The sequence below is a fragment of the Streptomyces sp. Da 82-17 genome (assembly GCF_046098215.1).
In the GTDB taxonomy this organism is placed as follows: Bacteria; Actinomycetota; Actinomycetes; order Streptomycetales; family Streptomycetaceae; genus Streptomyces.
Window position 1 is genome coordinate 53,557 of the sequence record NZ_JBJURH010000009.1, and the last position, 17,592, is coordinate 71,148.

The 17,592-nt window shown below is 72.1% G+C and carries 13 protein-coding genes; 6 read left to right on the top strand and 7 right to left on the bottom strand.

Going from position 1 to position 17,592, the window contains the following annotated elements:
* The first annotated feature begins 96 nt into the window (after nucleotides 1–96).
* Complete coding sequence (locus tag ACIDOF_RS17430; RefSeq protein WP_409006804.1) at nucleotides 97–735, top strand: YceI family protein; 639 nt, start codon at nucleotides 97–99, stop codon at nucleotides 733–735.
* On the opposite strand, the gene ACIDOF_RS17435 is transcribed toward ACIDOF_RS17430, so the two are convergent.
* Nucleotides 687–3,086, bottom strand: coding sequence for an ABC transporter (locus ACIDOF_RS17435; protein WP_409006805.1), 2,400 nt, complete (start codon nucleotides 3,084–3,086; stop codon nucleotides 687–689). The genes ACIDOF_RS17430 and ACIDOF_RS17435 overlap by 49 nt on opposite strands.
* A 51-nt stretch (nucleotides 3,087–3,137) precedes the next feature.
* Nucleotides 3,138–4,148 carry an MsnO8 family LLM class oxidoreductase gene (locus ACIDOF_RS17440; protein WP_409006806.1) on the bottom strand — a complete coding sequence of 337 codons (1,011 nt, stop codon included), beginning with the start codon at nucleotides 4,146–4,148 and terminating at the stop codon, nucleotides 3,138–3,140.
* 267 nt (nucleotides 4,149–4,415) lie between these two features.
* Here ACIDOF_RS17440 and ACIDOF_RS17445 point away from each other — a divergent pair, with 267 nt between their 5' ends.
* Nucleotides 4,416–4,904, top strand: a complete 489-nt coding sequence (locus ACIDOF_RS17445; protein ID WP_409006807.1) for a hypothetical protein — start codon at nucleotides 4,416–4,418, stop codon at nucleotides 4,902–4,904.
* A gap of 22 nt (nucleotides 4,905–4,926) precedes the next feature.
* Here the strand turns inward: ACIDOF_RS17445 and ACIDOF_RS17450 are convergent, their stop codons facing one another.
* On the bottom strand, nucleotides 4,927–5,145 hold the full coding sequence (locus tag ACIDOF_RS17450) for a dodecin (protein ID WP_409006808.1): 219 nt from the start codon (nucleotides 5,143–5,145) through the stop codon (nucleotides 4,927–4,929).
* 311 nt (nucleotides 5,146–5,456) lie between these two features.
* Between ACIDOF_RS17450 and ACIDOF_RS17455 the strand changes: the two genes are divergently transcribed.
* Nucleotides 5,457–6,713 carry an extracellular solute-binding protein gene (locus ACIDOF_RS17455; RefSeq protein WP_409006809.1) on the top strand — a complete coding sequence of 419 codons (1,257 nt, stop codon included), beginning with the start codon at nucleotides 5,457–5,459 and terminating at the stop codon, nucleotides 6,711–6,713.
* A 54-nt stretch (nucleotides 6,714–6,767) separates the two neighbouring features.
* Here the strand turns inward: ACIDOF_RS17455 and egtD are convergent, their stop codons facing one another.
* From egtD to egtA, 4 genes are read right to left on the bottom strand one after another with little or no spacing between them, the layout of a single operon-like run.
* A complete protein-coding gene (gene egtD, locus ACIDOF_RS17460) occupies nucleotides 6,768–7,727 on the bottom strand; it encodes an L-histidine N(alpha)-methyltransferase (protein ID WP_409006810.1) in 960 nt (319 codons plus the stop codon).
* Nucleotides 7,724–8,497, bottom strand: a complete 774-nt coding sequence (gene egtC, locus ACIDOF_RS17465) for an ergothioneine biosynthesis protein EgtC (protein ID WP_409006811.1) — start codon at nucleotides 8,495–8,497, stop codon at nucleotides 7,724–7,726. The genes egtD and egtC overlap by 4 nt, the downstream gene beginning before the upstream one ends.
* Nucleotides 8,497–9,855, bottom strand: a complete 1,359-nt coding sequence (gene egtB / locus ACIDOF_RS17470; RefSeq protein WP_409006812.1) for an ergothioneine biosynthesis protein EgtB — start codon at nucleotides 9,853–9,855, stop codon at nucleotides 8,497–8,499. The genes egtC and egtB overlap by 1 nt, the downstream gene beginning before the upstream one ends.
* A complete protein-coding gene (gene egtA / locus ACIDOF_RS17475) occupies nucleotides 9,852–11,138 on the bottom strand; it encodes an ergothioneine biosynthesis glutamate--cysteine ligase EgtA (protein ID WP_409006813.1) in 1,287 nt (428 codons plus the stop codon). Before egtA ends, egtB begins: the two co-directional genes overlap by 4 nt.
* A gap of 701 nt (nucleotides 11,139–11,839) precedes the next feature.
* Between egtA and ACIDOF_RS17480 the strand changes: the two genes are divergently transcribed.
* The 3 genes from ACIDOF_RS17480 (at nucleotide 11,840) to ACIDOF_RS17490 (ending at nucleotide 17,475) form a co-directional block, all read left to right on the top strand.
* Nucleotides 11,840–14,212, top strand: coding sequence for an ATP-binding cassette domain-containing protein (locus tag ACIDOF_RS17480; protein WP_409006814.1), 2,373 nt, complete (start codon nucleotides 11,840–11,842; stop codon nucleotides 14,210–14,212).
* 182 nt (nucleotides 14,213–14,394) lie between these two features.
* Nucleotides 14,395–16,149, top strand: coding sequence for a CBS domain-containing protein (locus tag ACIDOF_RS17485; protein WP_409006815.1), 1,755 nt, complete (start codon nucleotides 14,395–14,397; stop codon nucleotides 16,147–16,149).
* A gap of 225 nt (nucleotides 16,150–16,374) precedes the next feature.
* A complete protein-coding gene (locus ACIDOF_RS17490; RefSeq protein WP_409006816.1) occupies nucleotides 16,375–17,475 on the top strand; it encodes a serine/threonine-protein kinase in 1,101 nt (366 codons plus the stop codon).
* Nucleotides 17,476–17,592 lie beyond the last annotated feature (117 nt).

Sequence of the window (17,592 nt, forward strand, 5' to 3'; positions counted from 1 at the left end):
GGCCCTGCCGCTACCAGCCTCGCCGCTACCAGCCCGGCGGGTGCCCGCCTGCGCCCGGCCTTCCTCCCGCGCCCGGCGCGGCCGAGGCTGACGGACATGACTTCGCACACCACCGCCCAGACCCAGAACCTGACCCGGAACCGGGCCCTGCCCCTGCCCGCCGGGACCTGGGCCTTCGACCCGTTCCACTCCGCCGTCGGCTTCACGATCCGGCACCTCGGCATCGCCAAGGTCCGCGGCCGTTTCAACCAGCTGGACGCCTCCCTCGTCGTCGGCGACACCCTGGAGAGCAGCTCCGTCTCCGCGACCGTCGCCCTCGACTCGGTCGACACCGGCAACGCCGACCGGGACGCGCACGTCCGCGCCTCCGACCTCCTCGACGTCGCCAAGCGGCCCACCATGACGTTCCGCTCCACCCGGATCGAGGGCGCCGGGGAGGACTGGACGCTCGCCGGCGACCTCACCATCGGCGACGTGACCCGGCCCATCCGCTTCGCCGTAGAGTTCGGCGGCCTGGTGGAGTCCCCGGTCGACGGCGCCACGCACGCCGGGTTCGAGGCCACGGGCGAGCTGCGGCGCAGCGAGTACGGTCTCGACTTCGCGCCCGGACTCCTCGGCGAGGTCGTGAAGATCGTCCTCGACGTGCAGTTCGTCGCCCCCGCAGCCGCCCGGTCGCCCGCCGAGGCTCAGGCCGACCCCGCCTCCGACCCCGCCGCCAGCGCCGCCGCCAAGTAGGGCGCCGTACGGCTCCCGGCCGCCCGTGCCACCCGCGCGGGCGGCCCCGCGGCGACGATCCGGCCGCCCTCGTCGCCGCCGCCCGGGCCGAGGTCGATCACCCAGTCCGCGTCCGCCACGACCGCCATGTCGTGCTCGACGACCACGACCGTGTTGCCCGCGTCCACCAGGCCGTGCAGCTGCCGCATCAGGACCTCCGCGTCGGCCGGGTGCAGGCCCGTCGTCGGCTCGTCGAGCACGTACAGGGTGTGCCCGCGCTGCACCCGCTGCAGCTCGCTGGCCAGCTTGATGCGCTGCGCCTCGCCGCCGGACAGCTCCGTCGCGGGCTGCCCGAGCCGCAGATAGCCGAGGCCCACATCCAGCAGCGCGGCCAGGCTGCGCGCCGCCGCCGGCACGTCCGCGAAGAACTCGGCCGCCGCCTCCACCGTCAGGTCGAGCACCTCGGCGATGGTCCGCCCGCGGTACGTGACCTGAAGTGTCTCGGGGTTGTAGCGGGCCCCGCCGCAGTCCGGGCACGGCGCGTACGTGCTGGGCAGGAACAGCAGCTCCACCGAGACGAAGCCCTCGCCCTGGCAGGTCTCGCAGCGCCCGCCGGTCACGTTGAACGAGAACCGCCCGACCCGGTACCCGCGCGCCCGCGCCTCGTCCGTGTCCGCGAACGCCTTCCGTACGACGTCGAAGAGGCCCGTGTACGTCGCCAGATTGGAGCGCGGCGTACGCCCGATGGGCCGCTGGTCGACCTGCACCACCCGGCGCACCCCCGCCGACTCCTCGGCTGCGAGGGGGAGTTCCTGCCCCACGAGGGTCGACTTGCCGGAGCCGGACACGCCGGTGACCGCGGTGAACGTGCCGAGCGGGAACTCGGCGTCGACGTCGCGCAGGTTGTGCCGGGTCACCCCGGACAGCTTCAGCCAGCCGTCCGGCTCGCGCACCGTCCGCGCCCCTGCCTTCGGCGGCTCGAACAGGAAGCGCCGGGTCGCCGACTCGGGCACGTCCGCGAGCGCCGCCGGCGGTCCGCTGTGCAGCACCTGCCCGCCGTGCTCGCCGGCGCGCGGGCCGACGTCGACCAGCCAGTCGGCCCGGCGGACGACGTCCAGGTGGTGCTCGACCACGAACACCGAGTTGCCCGCCGCCTTCAGCCGGTCCAGGACCGTGAGCAGCGCCTGGGTGTCCGCCGGGTGCAGGCCCGCCGACGGCTCGTCCAGGACGTACACCACGCCGAAAAGCCCGGACCTCAACTGCGTGGCCAGGCGCAGGCGTTGCAGCTCGCCCGCCGACAGGGTGGGGGTGGTGCGGTCCAACCCCAGGTAGCCCAGGCCGAGTTCGGTGATGACCTCGATCCGGGCGAGCAGGTCGTCGGTGAGGACGCGGGCCGTTTCGTCGCCGCCCGCGTCCCGAAGGAGCGCCGCCAGCGCGGTCAGCGGCAGCGCGGCGAGCTCGGCGATGGTGCGGCCCGCGAACGTCACCGCGAGCGCCTCGGGCCGCAGCCGCCGCCCCTCGCAGGACGGGCAGGGGGCGCTCTCCAGGAACCGCTCGGCCTTGGCGCGCAGGGTCTGGCTCTTGGAGTCGGCGAACGTCTTCATCACGTACCGCCGGGCGCTCATGTACGTGCCCTGGTACGGGCGTTGGATGCGGCCCGCGTCGCGCACCGGATGCACGGTGACGACCGGCTGCTCGTCGGTGAACAGGATCCAGTCCCGGTCCCGCTGCGGCAGTTCCCGCCACGGGCGGTCCACGTCGTACCCGAGCGCGTCGAGGACGTCCCGCAGGTTCTTGCCCTGCCAGGCGCCCGGCCACGCGGCGATCGCCCCGTCGCGGATCGACAACTCCGGGTCGGGGACGAGGAGTTGCTCCGTCGTACGGTGCACCAGGCCCAGGCCGTGGCAGTCCGGGCAGGCGCCCGCGGCGGTGTTCGGGGAGAACGCGTCGGAATCGAGCCGCTCGGCGCCCTCCGGGTAGTCGCCCGCGCGGGAGAACAGCATCCGCAGCGAGTTGGAGAGGGTGGTGACGGTGCCCACCGAGGAGCGCGAGGTGGGCGCCGAGCGCCGCTGTTCGAGCGAGACCGCCGGCGGCAGCCCGCTGATCTCGCCCACCTTCGGCGCCCCCACCTGGTGGATGAGCCGGCGCGCGTACGGCGCCACCGACTCGAAGTACCGCCGCTGCGCCTCCGCGTAGATCGTCCCGAAGGCGAGCGAGGACTTCCCGGACCCGGACACTCCGGTGAACGCCACGAGCACGTCCCGCGGCACGTCCACGTCGACCCCGCGCAGATTGTGCTCCCGGGCGCCGCGCACGCGGACGTACGGGTCGTGCTCGTGGGGACTGATCGTCGACGACGGCCTGATCGGCACGGGGCGCTCCGCGGGGTCTCGGTGGACAAACCCCACGATTCTAGGCCCCGCCTAGGCGCCGCTCAGACCCGCCAGCCGGGCGAGCCTGCGGTACGAGTCCAGCATGCCCGCGCGGTCGTACGTGGACGTGGTGACCAGCACCTCGTCCGCTCCGCTCGCCGTGATCAGGGAGTCGAGGGTCGCGGCGACCTCGTCCTCGGTGCCGTGCACCTGCCCGGCGAGGCCCTGCTCGTAGAAGTCCCGCTCCTTGGGCGTCATCGCGCGCGCCTCGGTCTCCTCGGCCGGGGCGAGCGGCGGGAAGACGCCGTGGGTGCGGGAGTACGCCATCGACCAGGCCTCGGGGATCAGCAGCCGGCGCGCCGCCGCCTTGTCGGCGGCCACGGCGACGGTGCCGGAGATGATCACGTACGGCTCGTCGGCCCAGACGGACGGCTTGAAACCCTCGCGGTAGCGCTCGATCGCGGCGAGCATGCGGGAGCGGCCGCGCAGATCGCCGATCACCAGCGGAAGCCCGGCCTCCGCCGCGATGGCCGCGCCCTCGCCCATGGCCAGGACGTACGGCGGCACCCGCAGGCCCTCCGCCGGGTGGGCGTGCACCTGGGGGTGCTCGGTCTGGTCGCCGGTGAGGTAGCCGAGGAGGGTGGCGAGCTGGGCGGCGAAGTCGGCGGCGTCCTCCTTGTCGCGCCCGAGCGCCTTGCGCACGCCGCCCGTGAAGCCCACGGAACGGCCGAGGCCCATGTCGATCCGGCCGGGGAACAGCGACTCCAGGACGCCGAACTGTTCGGCCACGACGAGGGGTTGATGGTTCGGCAGCATCACGCCGCCGGTGCCGACCCGGATCGTCCGCGTCGCCGCGGCCACCGCCGCCGCGAGCACGGTCGGCGCGGAACCCGCGACACCGGGCACGCTGTGGTGCTCCGACACCCAGAAGCGGTGGTACCCGAACTCCTCGATCCGCCGGGCGAACTCCACGGTCGCCCGCAGCGCGGCGGGCGCGTCCTGCCCTTGCAGGGTGCGGGACCGGTCGAGGACGGAGAACTTGGTGCGGGTCGCTGCAGTCACGGTCCGTACAACACGGGGGAGGGGTGAGGACTTCCCACTCGCCGTGAGCCCTGCGGATGTCGTGCGGCTTTCCCCCGTCGTGGGCTGGTCGCGCAGTTCCCCGCGCCTCTTGAGATGCGCACTTCGTGCGGCATCTCACCGGGAAAGGCAGCGGCGCAGCCGCAAGCCTTCAGGGGCGCGGGGGAACTGCGCGACCAGCCACAGCGGCGCCGCAGCCGCGAGACAGCCGCATGGCCCACGGCGAGTGGGCACAATTACGCTGGCCGGATGGACGACGCACCCCGCCCGGTCGCCGTGTTCGACCTGGACAACACCCTCGCCGACACGGCGCACCGCCAGCACTTCCTGGAGCGCAGGCCGCGCGACTGGAACGGCTTCTTCGCGGCCGCCCCCGACGACCCGCCGCTGGCCGAGGGTCTTGCCCTGGTCCGCGCGCACGCCGAGGAGTGCGAGATCCAGTACCTGACCGGCCGCCCCGAGCGCTGTCGCGCCGACACCGTGGCCTGGCTCGACCAGCAGGCGCTGCCGGCCGGGCGGATCTGGATGCGGCGCGACAGCGACCGCAGGCCCGCCCGGCACACGAAGCTCGACATCCTCCGCAGGCTGGCCCGGGCCCGCGAGGTCCGGGTCCTCGTGGACGACGACGAACTCGTCTGCGACACCGCGGAACAGGCCGGTTTCACCGTCGTACGGGCCCGCTGGGCCACCGGGTCCGCGGCGCTCGAGGAGGCGCAGGAGCGGGAGGGGCGGACCTGAGGGCCTGCTCGTGGGTCGGGGCTCAGGACCCCGCGTCCTCCATCCGGAAGCCGACCTTCAGGCCCACCTGGTAGTGCTCGATCTGCCCGTCGACGATGTGGCCGCGGACCTGGGTCACCTCGAACCAGTCGAGCCCGCGCACGGTCTGCGCGGCGCGGGCGATGCCGTTGCGGATGGCCTGGTCGACGCCCTCCTGCGAGGTGCCGACGATCTCGGAGACCCGGTACGTGTGGTCGGACATGGCGGCCGCACTCCTTTCGCTCGGTGACGCCGCTCGCGGGGCGCCTCCACCACCGTGCCCCAGGGCGCGGACGTCCGCGAGGCGACCGACGCCGGACGCCCGCCACCCGGAAGGCGGCCGCGCCGAGGCCCGCCGCCCCGAAGCCGGCCGCCCGTACCGCCGTCCAGGACCTTGACCGTTCCTTTGGTCCATACCAAAATCCCGGGCCATACCCGTGCGAGCGCCGGGCCGGCCCCCGCGTACGGCCGTTCCCGCCGCTCACCCCCCACGTCGGGCGATCCTCCCGTGTCCGCACACCGAAGGTGACCCACGTGAAGCAGCGCCTCGTCGCGACCTGTCTGGCCCTCGCCGCGCTCCTCCCGCTCGGCGGCTGCGGCCTCCTGCCCGGCGGTACGGAGCAACCCGACACCGTGACCGTCTGGCTGATGAAGGGCAGCGCCTCCGACGCGTTCGTACGCCGCTTCACGACCGCCTTCGAGCGCGAACACCCCGGCCTCCGGCTCGACGTGCGGGTGCAGGACTGGACCGGCATCGGCGCGAAGGTCTCCGCGGCCCTGCGCAGCGACGAGCCCGGGGCGCCGGACGTCATCGAGGTCGGCAACACCCAGGTCGCGCAGTACGTCGACGAGGGCGGGCTCGTCGACCTGTCCCTGGAGTCCATGCGGGACTGGGGCATGGACGACTGGCTGCCCGGCCTCGCCGAACCCGGCAACCACCGCGGCGCCCAGTACGGCATCCCGTGGTACGCGGCGAACCGGGTCGTCGTCTACCGCAAGGACCTGTTCCGCGCGGCCGGACTGCGGCGGCCCCCGGCGACGCGCGACGAGTGGCTCTCGTACACCCGCCGACTCAACTCGGCCGGAAAGCAGGGGATTTACCTCGCCGGGCAGGACTGGTACACGCTCGCCGGGTTCGTCTGGGACGAGGGCGGTGAACTCGCCGAGGAGAAGGCGGGGCGCTGGCGCGGCGCCCTGCACAGCCCGGCCGCACTGCGCGGCATGGACTTCTACCAGCGCCTCCAACAGCTCGGCGAGGGCCCGACCGACGCGGACGAGGAGACCCCGCCGCAGGCCGAGGTGTTCGCGCTCGGCGAGGTCGCGCAGATCGTGTCCGTGCCGGGTGCGGCGGAGGCGATCGAGGAGAAGAGCCCCGAACTCGCGGGAAAACTCGGGTACTTCCCCATTCCCGGCCGCCGCGCCGGGCAGCCCGGCGCGGTCTTCACCGGCGGCTCCGACCTGATCGTGCCCGAACGCAGCGACGTCCCGCGCGGGGCGGTCGCCGTGATCGACGCGCTGGCCGGACGCAAGTGGCAGACGGAGCTGGCTCGTACGATGCACCACGTCCCGAACAAGGCGAAGCTGGCGTCCGCGGTGGCGGACGAGCCCGGCGTCGCGGCCATGGCGAAGGCCGCGACGCGGGGCCGTGCGACGCCCGCGTCGCCGCGGTGGGCGACGGTCGAGGCGGACAATCCGATCAAGCGGTACATGACGGCGGTGCTCGAGGGCGCGGACCCGGGGCGGGCGGCGCGGGTCGCTTCCGCGGAGATCACGGAGGCGCTGAACTTCTAGGGGCGCGGGGAACTGCGCGACCAGCCACGACGAAGGCCGCAGACGAACGAGCCCTCACGCCCGCGACAGGGACAGAGCAAACCTTCCCGCCTCGTCCGTCCACCAGTGCGTGGGGGTGAGCCCGGCCCCGAGCAGCTCCGCCCGTATCCCCGTCTCGCGGAACTTCGCCGAGATCTCCGTGCGGAGCTCCTCACCCGCCGCGAAGTCGACCGCGAGTTCCAGCTCCGGGATCTTCACCGTGAGGTCGGAGCGGGCGCGCAGGCGCATCTCGATCCACTCCCGCTCGCGGTCCCAGCGCGCCACGTGCGTGAACGCCTCCGGGTCGAAGTCCGCGCCGAGTTCGCGGTTGATGACGTTCAGGACGTTCTTGTTGAACTCGGCCGTCACGCCCGCCGCGTCGTCGTACGCCGCGACCAGCGTCCCCTCGTCCTTGACCAGGTCCGTGCCGAGCAGCAGCGAGTCGCCCGGCGAGAGCAGCGCGCGCACCGACGCGAGGAACGCGGCGCGTTCGGCGGGCAGCAGGTTGCCGAGGGTGCCGCCGAGGAACGCGACCAGGCGCGGGCCCGGCGTCGGCGGCAGCGTCAGCGGGGCCGTGAAGTCGGCGATGAGGGCGTGCACGGAGAGCCCGGGGTGCTCCGCGCGCAACGCCTCACCGGCCTGCCGCAGCGCGCTCTCGCTGACGTCGACCGGCACGTACGTCTCCAACTCGCCCAGCTCGTCGAGGAGATGACGGGTCTTGTCGGACGAGCCGGAGCCCAGCTCGATCAGGGTGCGGGCGCCGGTGGCCGCGGCGATCTCGCCGGCGCGGGTCAGCAGGATCTCCCGCTCGGCGCGTGTCGGGTAGTACTCGGGCAGCGTGGTGATCTCGTCGAACAGCTCGCTGCCGCGCGCGTCGTAGAACCACTTCGGCGGCAGCGTCTTGGGCGACGCGGTCAGGCCCGCGAAGACGTCGCTCCGCAGCGCGGCGCCGGTGGCGTCCTCGGGCAGGGTCCGGGTGAACTGCAGCGTGCTCACGCGAGGGGCTCCTTCGGCTCCGGGTCCTTCATCGGGGTCAGCAGCACGTCCGTGCGGCTCGCGGTCAGCAGCGTCCGGTCGGGCGCCTCGCGCCACCCCGGGGTGTCGTCGTACGGCTCGGAGGCCACGACCGTGCGGCCCGCGGCGGGCTCGTGCAGGTACCAGAGGCTGTCGCCCCAGGCGGTGGCGGTGATCGTGCTGCCGTCGGTGACCAGCAGGTTGAGGCGGGAGCGCGGCGCGGCCGCCGCGACCTCCGTGACCGTGTCGGCGAGGGCCTGCGGCAGCTCGTCCCCGGACCGCAGCCGGTGCAGCAGCAGCGCCCAGACGAGCGCCGAGTCGCAGCGGGCCTCCAGGGAGAGGAGTTCCTCCGTCGGCAGTGAACGGGCAGGCCCCGCAAGGGAGTCGGGCCAGCCCGCCACCATGCCGTTGTGGCTGAACAGCCACGGCCCGTACGTGAACGGGGCCGCCGCGGCCTCCCCGTCCGCGCCCGCGCGCGTCGCGTCCCGCACCGCCGCGAGGAACGCCCCGCTGCGCACCACCCGCGCGAGGTCCGCGAAGGACAGGTCGCCCCACACGGGCCCGGCGCGCCGGTAGCGGCCCGGCACCGGGTCGTCGTCCACGTACCAACCCACCCCGAAACCATCGGCGTTGACCGTCCCGTGCCGCTGTCGGCGCGGCGCCCAGGACTGCACGTACAGGCTGTGCGGCGGACGGACGAGGACTTCGCCGAGGGGCAACGGCAGTCCCACGTAGGCGAGATGACGGCACATCAGCGCATCACCGTCCCGGGGGCGCCCGCCGACTCCTCCGCGCTCGCGTCCCGTGCCGTGCGGAAGCCGGAGAAGATCTGCCGCCGGATCGGGTAGTCCCAGTTGCGGAACGTGCCCCGGCAGGCCACCCGGTCCACGGCGAACGAACCGCCGCGCAGCACCTTGTGGTCGCTGCCGAAGAACACCTCCGAGTACTCGCGGTACGGAAACGCCACGAACCCCGGGTACGGCAGGAAGTCGCTCGCCGTCCACTCCCACACGTCACCGATCAACTGCCTTGCCCCATAAGGGGATTGGCCCTGCTCGTAGGCGCCGGCGCGGGCCGGGCGGAGGTGCCGTTGGCCGAGGTTGGCGTGCTCCGGGGCCGGGTCGGCGTCGCCCCACGGGTAGCGGCGGGAGCGGCCTGTGGCCGGGTCGTGCCGGGCGGCCTTCTCCCACTCCGCCTCGGTGGGCAGACGCCGCCCGGCCCAGCGCGCGTACGCGTCCGCCTCGTACCAGCTGACGTGCAGCACCGGCTCGTCCAGCGGCACCGGTTCCGTCACGCCGAAGCGGCGACGCAGCCACTGCCTGCCCTCACGGCGCCAGAACAGCGGCGCCCGCAGCCCGTGCTCGCGGACGTACGCCCAGCCGGCCGGGTCCCACCAGCGCGGCTCGTCGTAGCCGCCGTCGGCGATGAACTCCAGATATGCGCCGCACGTCACCGGCGCCGTGTCGATCCAGTACGCCGCCACCTCACGGCGGTGCGCCGGGCGCTCGTTGTCCAGCGCCCACGGCTCCGTCGACGTGCCCATCGTGAACGGGCCGCCAGGGACGAGGACTTGACGTGCCGTCAGAGGGCTGGTGACCGGCGGCGGTTCGGGGGCCGTGAGGGCGGCCGGGCCCTTGCGGAGCTGATGGGTGATCAGCATCGTCTCGTCGTGCTGCTGTTCGTGCTGCGCGATCATGCCGAACGCGAACGCCGCGTCCACCAGGCCGGAGCCGCGCAGCACGCTCGTGTCCAGGACGTCCAGGGCCCGGCCGCGCACCTCCGCCGCGTACCGGTGCGCCTCGTCCGGCGGCAGCAGCGGCAGCGACGGCCGCTCCGCGCGCGGGTGCTCGAACGCGTCGTACACCGAGTCGATCTCCGGCCGCATCGGCTCGCGCCCGGCCACCGCGCGCAGCAGCCACTGCTCCTCCTGGTTGCCGATGTGCGCGAGGTCCCAGACCAGCGGGGACATCAACGGCGAGTGCTGCGCGGTCAGTTCGGCCTCGTCGACGCAGGTCGTCAGCAGCCGGGTGCGCTCCCGCGCCGTGGTCAGGGCGGCCCGCGCGGCGGTGCGCAGTGCCTCCTCGTCCCACAGGGGCTCGGTGTGGTTCACGGTGTCCTCCCGTTCACTTCGTCGAGCAGGTCGTCGGCCGGGCAGCGGCCCCGTGCGACATGGCGCTCCGCGAACGCGCCGACGGCGTCGACGACCGCGGCCGGCGCCCCGCGCCGGGGCAGCGCCTCCAGGGCCGCGGCGAAGCAGTCCACGGCCGCCTCCCGCAGCTCCGGGTCGGCCAGGCCGTGCCGGGCGGCGTCCAGCCACAGCGGGTTGCGCGGCGCCGCCCTGGACGTGCCGTCCTCGCCGAGCGCCCGCTCCGCCAGCGGCTTCACGGTGCGGTACGCCCGCTCCGCGGCCTCCGGGTCCTCGAACAGCGCCTCGGTCACGGCGAGCGGCACCAGCCAGCCGTCCGGGCCCGGCTGCGCGTCGATCATCCGCAGCTCCAGGTGCCCGCGCGGCCGCACCGGCGGGAACAGCGTCGTCAGGTGGTAGTCCAGGTCGGCGCGGGTCGGCGGCCGGGGCAGCGCGCCGCCGCGCAGCCAGTCCCGGAAGCTGACCCGCTCCGGCACCAGCCACGGCCCCTCGGCGGTACGCACGCACATCACCGGCGCGTCCAGGACGTGCCGCGCCCACGCCGTACGGGGCTCGGCGCCCTCCGGGGGAGCGTCGACGCGGCCCGGGTCGATGGACGCCCACACGGCCTGCCGGGTGGACCGCCAGCCCGTCGGAAGGCCCCGGTCGAGCGGGGAGTTGGCGAACGCGGCGACCAGCACCGCGCCGAGCAGGTGGGCGAGCCGCCAGCGCCTGCCGTGTCCGAGGGGGCCCGGCTCCTCGTACCCGGCGTCCAGGCAGATCTGCACCGACGCCGTGGAGCACATCATGGCCCGGCCGGCCGGGCCGGTCCGGTCGAAGTAGCGTTCCATCGCGACGTACCGCGCGTCGTCCAGGAGACGGCGCGGCGGATGCCAGGGGTCCTGGCCGCGTCCGGAGAGGCCGAGCCCCAGGTCGGCGAGGGCGGCGCGGGCGAGCCGGAGGTCGGCGGAGACGGAGGCGACGCACTCCGTCAGGGAGGCGGCGGGCAGCGAGCTGAGCTCCAGCTGGCCGCCGGGCTCGACCGTCACGGCCGAACCGAGGGGCAGGGCTCGCAGTGCGGCGGCCGCGGCCGCGAGCCGTTCGGGGGTGGTCGGAAGTCGGGGGGCGCGCAACTCGTGGACGAGCCATTCGAGTTCCACGCCCACGGTGGCGGGCGGACCGGTCTTGAAGCAGATGCCGTGGACGAGCGCTTCCGTCTCGTCCTCGGTCACGGGCGTGTCGTACTCCGTACAGTCGGCCTCACTCATGGCCGGTTCCTCCTGTTCGAAGGCCGTTGCGGCAGCCTCCGCGACCGGCCGCGCACAGGCTGCACGCACGCCGCCCCGGAAGACGCACCCGTCCACCCAAGACCTTCACGACGGTCCGCACAAGGGCGCCCCAGGGAAGTCCAAGTGCCGTTGGAGGCGGCTTCGTTCCCCGCTCGGCCGCTGTTCATGCAGGTGCCGCCGGGCGGCGGAAGCACCCCACAAGTGTCGGCGAAGAACGACCGGGACGCACCCCGGGCCGCCACCCCGTCACGGAGGGTCGTGCTCGCGGGCGGTCGAGGTCACCGGCGATCGAGTGTGACGGTCACGCCCCCGCTGAACAGGGAGTGATCTCCTTGAGGAAGGACTTGCTCTTGTCCAGGTAGACGGTCGCTTCCGTATCGGCCTTGAACTCGCGGTCCTCCTTGTCGAAGTGGAGCCCATGTGGGACACCACGACGCCTTCCATCATTCGCCCCCCCCGACCGCCTTGTGCCACCAGGGGTCCCGGAGCGCTCATTCACGTAACCGAGCGTTGCCGGCAGCTCGAAGGGGCCGGAGGGACGTGTCGGCGTTCCGGAGGGTCGTGTCCGCGTTCCGGAGGGGCGTGTCAGAAATGGAGAAGCACCGGGACGGGGCCCGGCCTACCGTGGGGGCAACCGGACCGCGCAGGCGGCCCGCACGAGAGACGGAGACATCACCACCATGGCGAAGAGCGAGCCGCACGCGGCCGACAGCCACGACCTGATCCGGGTGCACGGGGCGCGCGAGAACAACCTCAAGGACGTCAGCATCGAGATCCCCAAGCGCCGGCTCACGGTGTTCACGGGAGTCTCCGGATCCGGCAAGAGCTCGCTGGTCTTCGACACCATCGCCGCCGAGTCGCAGCGCCTGATCAACGAGACGTACAGCAGCTTCGTGCAGGGCTTCATGCCGACCCTCGCGCGGCCCGAGGTGGACGTCCTCGACGGGCTGACCACGGCGATCATCGTCGACCAGCAGCGGATGGGCTCCGACCCGCGCTCCACCGTCGGCACCGCCACCGACGCCAACGCGATGCTCCGCATCCTCTTCAGCCGCCTCGCGAAGCCGCACGTCGGCCCGCCCGGCGCGTACTCCTTCAACACCGCGTCCGTCTCCGCGAGCGGCGGCTTCCGGGTGGAGAAGGGCGCCGGGAAGACGAAGACCGAGAAGGTCACGTTCAGCCGCACCGGCGGCATGTGCGTCCGCTGCGAGGGCCGCGGCACGGTCTCCGACATCGACCTCACGCAGCTGTACGACGACTCCAAGTCGCTGTCCGAGGGCGCCTTCACGATCCCCGGCTGGAAGTCCGACAGCCAGTGGACCGTGCAGGTCTACGCCCAGTCCGGCTTCGTCGACCCGGACAAGCCGATCCGGAAGTACACGAAGAAGGAACTCCAGGCCTTCCTGTACGGCGAGCCGGTCAAGGTCAAGGTCAACGGCGTGAACCTCACGTACGAGGGCCTGATCCCGAAGATCCAGAAGTCGTTCCTGTCCAAGGACAAGGAGTCGATGCAGCCCCACATCCGGGCCTTCGTGGAGCGCGCCGTCACCTTCACCACCTGCCCGGACTGCGACGGCACCCGGCTCAGCGAGGCCGTCCGCGCCTCCAAGTACCGGCGGAAGAGCATCGCCGACGCCTGCGCGATGGAGATCCGCGACCTCGCCGAGTGGGTGCGCGGCATCGACGAGCCGTCGGTCGCGCCGCTGCTCGACGCGTTGCAGCAGACCCTCGACTCGTTCGTGGAGATCGGCCTCGGCTATCTCTCCCTCGATCGGCCCTCCGGCACCCTGTCCGGCGGCGAGGCGCAGCGCGTCAAGATGATCCGCCACCTCGGCTCCTCCCTCACCGACGTCACGTACGTCTTCGACGAGCCCACGACCGGCCTCCACCCGCACGACATCCGCCGCATGAACGACCTGCTGCTCCGGCTGCGCGACAAGGGCAACACGGTCCTCGTCGTCGAGCACAAGCCGCAGACCATCGCCGTCGCCGACCACGTGGTCGACCTCGGGCCCGGGGCCGGTACGGAGGGCGGCACCGTCTGCTTCGAGGGCACCGTGGACGGGCTGCGCGCGAGCGACACCGTCACCGGGCGGCATCTCGACGACCGTGCGGCGCTGAAGGACACGGTGCGCAAGGCCGACGGCGCCCTGGAGATCCGCGGCGCGACGCAGCACAACCTGCGCAAGGTCGACGTGGACGTTCCCCTCGGTGTGCTCTGCGTCGTCACCGGGGTCGCCGGGTCCGGCAAGAGCTCCCTGATCCACGGCTCCGTACCGGCGTCCGCGAACGTCGTGACCGTCGACCAGACGCCGATCCGCGGTTCGCGGCGCAGCAACCCGGCCACGTACACGGGCCTGTTGGAGCCCATCCGCAAGGCCTTCGCCAAGGCCAACGGCGTGAAGCCCGCACTGTTCAGCGCCAACTCCGAGGGCGCGTGCCCGACGTGCAACGGCGCGGGCGTCATCTACACCGACCTGGCGATGATGGCCGGGGTCTCCACGCCCTGCGAGGAGTGCGAGGGCAAGCGGTTCCAGGCCGAAGTCCTGGAGTACCGCTTCGGCGGCCGGGACATCAGCGAGGTCCTCGCGATGTCCGTGGCGCAGGCCGAGGAGTTCTTCGCCGCGGGCGAGGCCCGCCTCCCCGCCGCCCACAAGATCCTGCAGCGGCTCGCCGACGTCGGCCTCGGCTACCTCACCCTCGGCCAGCCCCTCACCACCCTCTCCGGCGGCGAACGCCAACGCCTCAAGCTGGCCACGCACATGGCGGACAAGGGCGGGGTGTACGTCCTGGACGAGCCCACGACCGGCCTCCACCTCGCCGACGTCGAACAGCTCCTCGCCCTCCTCGACCGCCTGGTGGACTCCGGCAAGTCCGTCATCGTCATCGAGCACCACCCGGCGGTCATGGCCCACGCCGACTGGATCATCGACCTCGGCCCCGGCGCGGGCCACGACGGCGGCAAGATCGTCTTCGAGGGCACCCCGGCGGACCTCGTGGCGGACGGGTCGACGCTCACGGGCGAGGCGTTGGGGGAGTACGTCGGGGGATGACTTCACGTGTGCCGGGGCCGGCCGCAGTCTCCCGGCGCCCTGCTCGACTGCTGCCCTGGAGGCGGCAGTCCAACAGTGCACAGCAAGGCCGGAGTTGATCGATGGCGAGGTATCGGCTTGCGTGCAGTTGTCGGATGAGGAAAGGATCTGACACGAAGTCAAGATCGATACGGGGTAGCAACATGCGTGCGTGGGTAGTCAGGGCGGGGCGGCAGGGCGAGCGTGAGGCGGAGGCTCTGGAGCGTGGGCTGGTGATCGCCGGCTGGCACGGCACCGAGGATCTGTCCAGCAGTACCGGACGCAACGCGATTCGGCGCGTCGTCGACAGTGCATATCCAGACGAGAACGCATACACCCGTGGCAACTGGACCGGCCAACTGTTCCGCTTCCGGCACGAGATGGCTGTGGGAGACCTCGTCGTACTGCCCCGAGCAGACGGCGCGTACGCGATCGGGGCCGTGACCGGTGACTACGCATACCGGTCGGACGAGCCGGACGGAATGCGTCATGTGCGTCCCGTCGACTGGAAGGCCACGGAGGTGACGCGCGACGCCTTCCGGCCGGATCTGTTGCAGTCGCTGGGGTCCTTGCAGACCGTCTTCGAGCTGCGCCGCTACGACGCAGCCAGGCGTCTCACGCAGGTGGTTCTGGGCCATCCCGACCCCGGCAGGCCGGACGACGGGGAGCCCGGAGGGAGCCTGGTCGCCCGACGTCAGCTGGTCGAGCGAGTACGGGACGAGGACCGTCAAGCGGCTGAGCCCGTCCGGCTCACCGTTCGCAAGCTCCTGGAACTGTGGGATGCGGAGAGACGCTCCCCGGCTGCTGTGGCTCGGATCCAGCGCGACCTTGACGACGCAGGCCTGCTGTCAATTCCGCCCTTCACGGAAGGCACCCTCGACAGCGTCATCGCCATGGTGGCAGCGGGCGAGGAGCCGGTCACGGACGGAGCCACCCTGCTCACTCGACTTGCTCGGGCCGAGGCGGTGGGTGCATCTGCCGGTGCGCTGTCCGCGGAGGAGAGCACGCCCGAGGCTCGTGACATGTCCGATGTGGTCCAGCGAGTGGTCGGAGCGACACGCACGGAGCTTCCGAGCCAGCGGTTGGGTGACACCGACCGAGGCGCGGGGGCGATTCCGGTAGGAGCGTCGACACCCGACGCGGACGAGGCCGGCGAGGCGGATGCGGACGGCGCTGCGGGGCATCCGTCTGTTGCCTATCTCGTCGGCAACCTCCCCTCTGCGAACGTTCCCGTTGACTTCGTCACGCCCACGGACACGCTGGCGAACGCGCAGACGCGGATGATGCTGAAGGAGTTCAGTCAGCTGCCCGTCCTTGACGACAACGGCCGGCTGCTCGGCGCTGTCAGCTGGACGTCCATCGGCGGTGCGCTGATGTTCAGTCCCGACGCGACTCTCGCCGACGCAACCGTTGCAGCTCCGGAAGTTCCTGCGACGCAACATCTCCTCGACTGCATCGGTCTGATCGAGAAGCACGGCTTTGTCGTGGTCAGGAATGACGCGCACCGGGTGTGCGGGATCGTCACCCCCTCCGACATCGCCGGCGAATTTCGCAGTCGCGTCAGCCCGTTCGTGCTGATCGAAGAGGTGGAGCAGCGACTGCGGCGGATCGTCGACCAGTGTCTCGACATCGAGCACGTCCGTGCGTGCATCGCGAGGACGAACAAGAAGAAGGCGGCCCTGGCCGAAGACGCCTCAGCTCTCAGCCTGGGTAATTACCCCTACCTCTTCAGGGACCCGGCCACCTGGAAGCACGCTGGGCTCCCTCTCGACCAGGAGCATTTCACCGATGCGCTCAAGCAGTGTGCCGAGCTGCGCAACGACCTGATGCACTTCAGTCCGGATCCGATCGGGCAGAAGCAGATCGACTTCCTCAATGGTCTGCTCGGTCTGCTGCGGAAGCTGGATGCGTCGGCATGACGGGCCGCTCCGCGACGCGGCCGGGGGCCTCGGGGACCGGCCAGGGCGAAGGTCTCGGCCTTTTGTCCCGAGTTCACGAGAGCACTCCCGGCCGCTGAGCGGTGATCAGTATGCTGGCGCTGTGAAGTTTCAGTGTTTGCTCCCTACGCACGTTGCTCGTGCCCAGGTGAGCTTGTAGGTGTCGGGGGAGGTCGCATTGATCCAGCGGCCAAAGGGGGGAGCCAGGTGAGCGGCCTGAGCCATCCGGAGCGCATCGGTCCGTACGCCGTCGAACGGCGTCTCGGTGCCGGCGGGATGGGGGAGGTCTACCTCGCGTACTCAGTGGCGGGTGACCCGGTCGCGGTAAAGGTCATCCGCCCTGAGCGCACGAACCCACACAGCCGGGCCCGGTTCGAACGGGAAGCGGCCATCGCGCGCACGCTCACCGGCACAGGGCGCGTCGCTCGCTTCATCGACGCCGACCCGACCGCCGACCTCCCCTGGCTGGCCACGGACTACATCCCCGGCCGCTCGGTGTACGACACCGTGGATCACCGCGAGCCACTGTCCGCACCGCACGTGGCCAGCTTGGGCGCACTCCTGGCCGAAGGCCTCGCCGCCGTGCACGCCGTGGGTCTGGTCCATCGCGACCTCACTGCCAAGAACGTCATGATGGGCGACTTCGGACCGGTGATCATCGACTTCGGGCTCGGCGCGTTCGTCGGGGCGGAGAAGGGGTCGATGTCTCAGGACGGCACCATCCTGGGCACGGTGGCCTACATCCCACCCGAGCAGGCGCTCGGCGTGACCGACGTGACACCGGCAGCCGATGTCTACGGCCTGGGCACGGTGCTGCTGTACGCAGCCACCGGTCATGCGCCGTACAGCGGAGCTTCGTGGCCTGCCGTCGCTGCGCAGGTGGCCAATCCCGAGGTCACCCCCGACCTGGCAGGGCTGCCCGAGGAGTTGGCCGCTGTCGTCGCGCCGATGCTGGCCCATCAGCCCGACGACCGCCCCTCCCTTGCACACGTGACACGCCAGTGCGCCGACCTGCTGCGGCGCATGGGGACGAGCCCGGCCCGTGCCCGCCGATCCCTGATCGAGCAGACGACGCCCAAAGACCATCCCACTATGGTGCTGCCGCAGCCCGATGCGCACATGCTCGACCGCCTCGACGAGCTCGACCGGCAGCTGCGCGAGGAGGCAGAGCCGGAGCTTCCCGTGGAGGAGGAAACAGCGGCCCCGGAGACACCGAGCCGCGGTCGACCTCCGGCCTCGCGCAGGGTCGCCGGTGAGCTGCGCGAGCGCTATGCGGCGCGTCGGGACCTGGTCTGGTCGAGCCGCTGACCCGGCTGTGAGGTCACGGCGGCCCGTCGCCACGCACAGCGCAGCAATAGACATGAGCGGCATCACCAGCGTCGTATCCGACGCGTATCAACAGCCTCAGAGGAGCAGTACGTGACC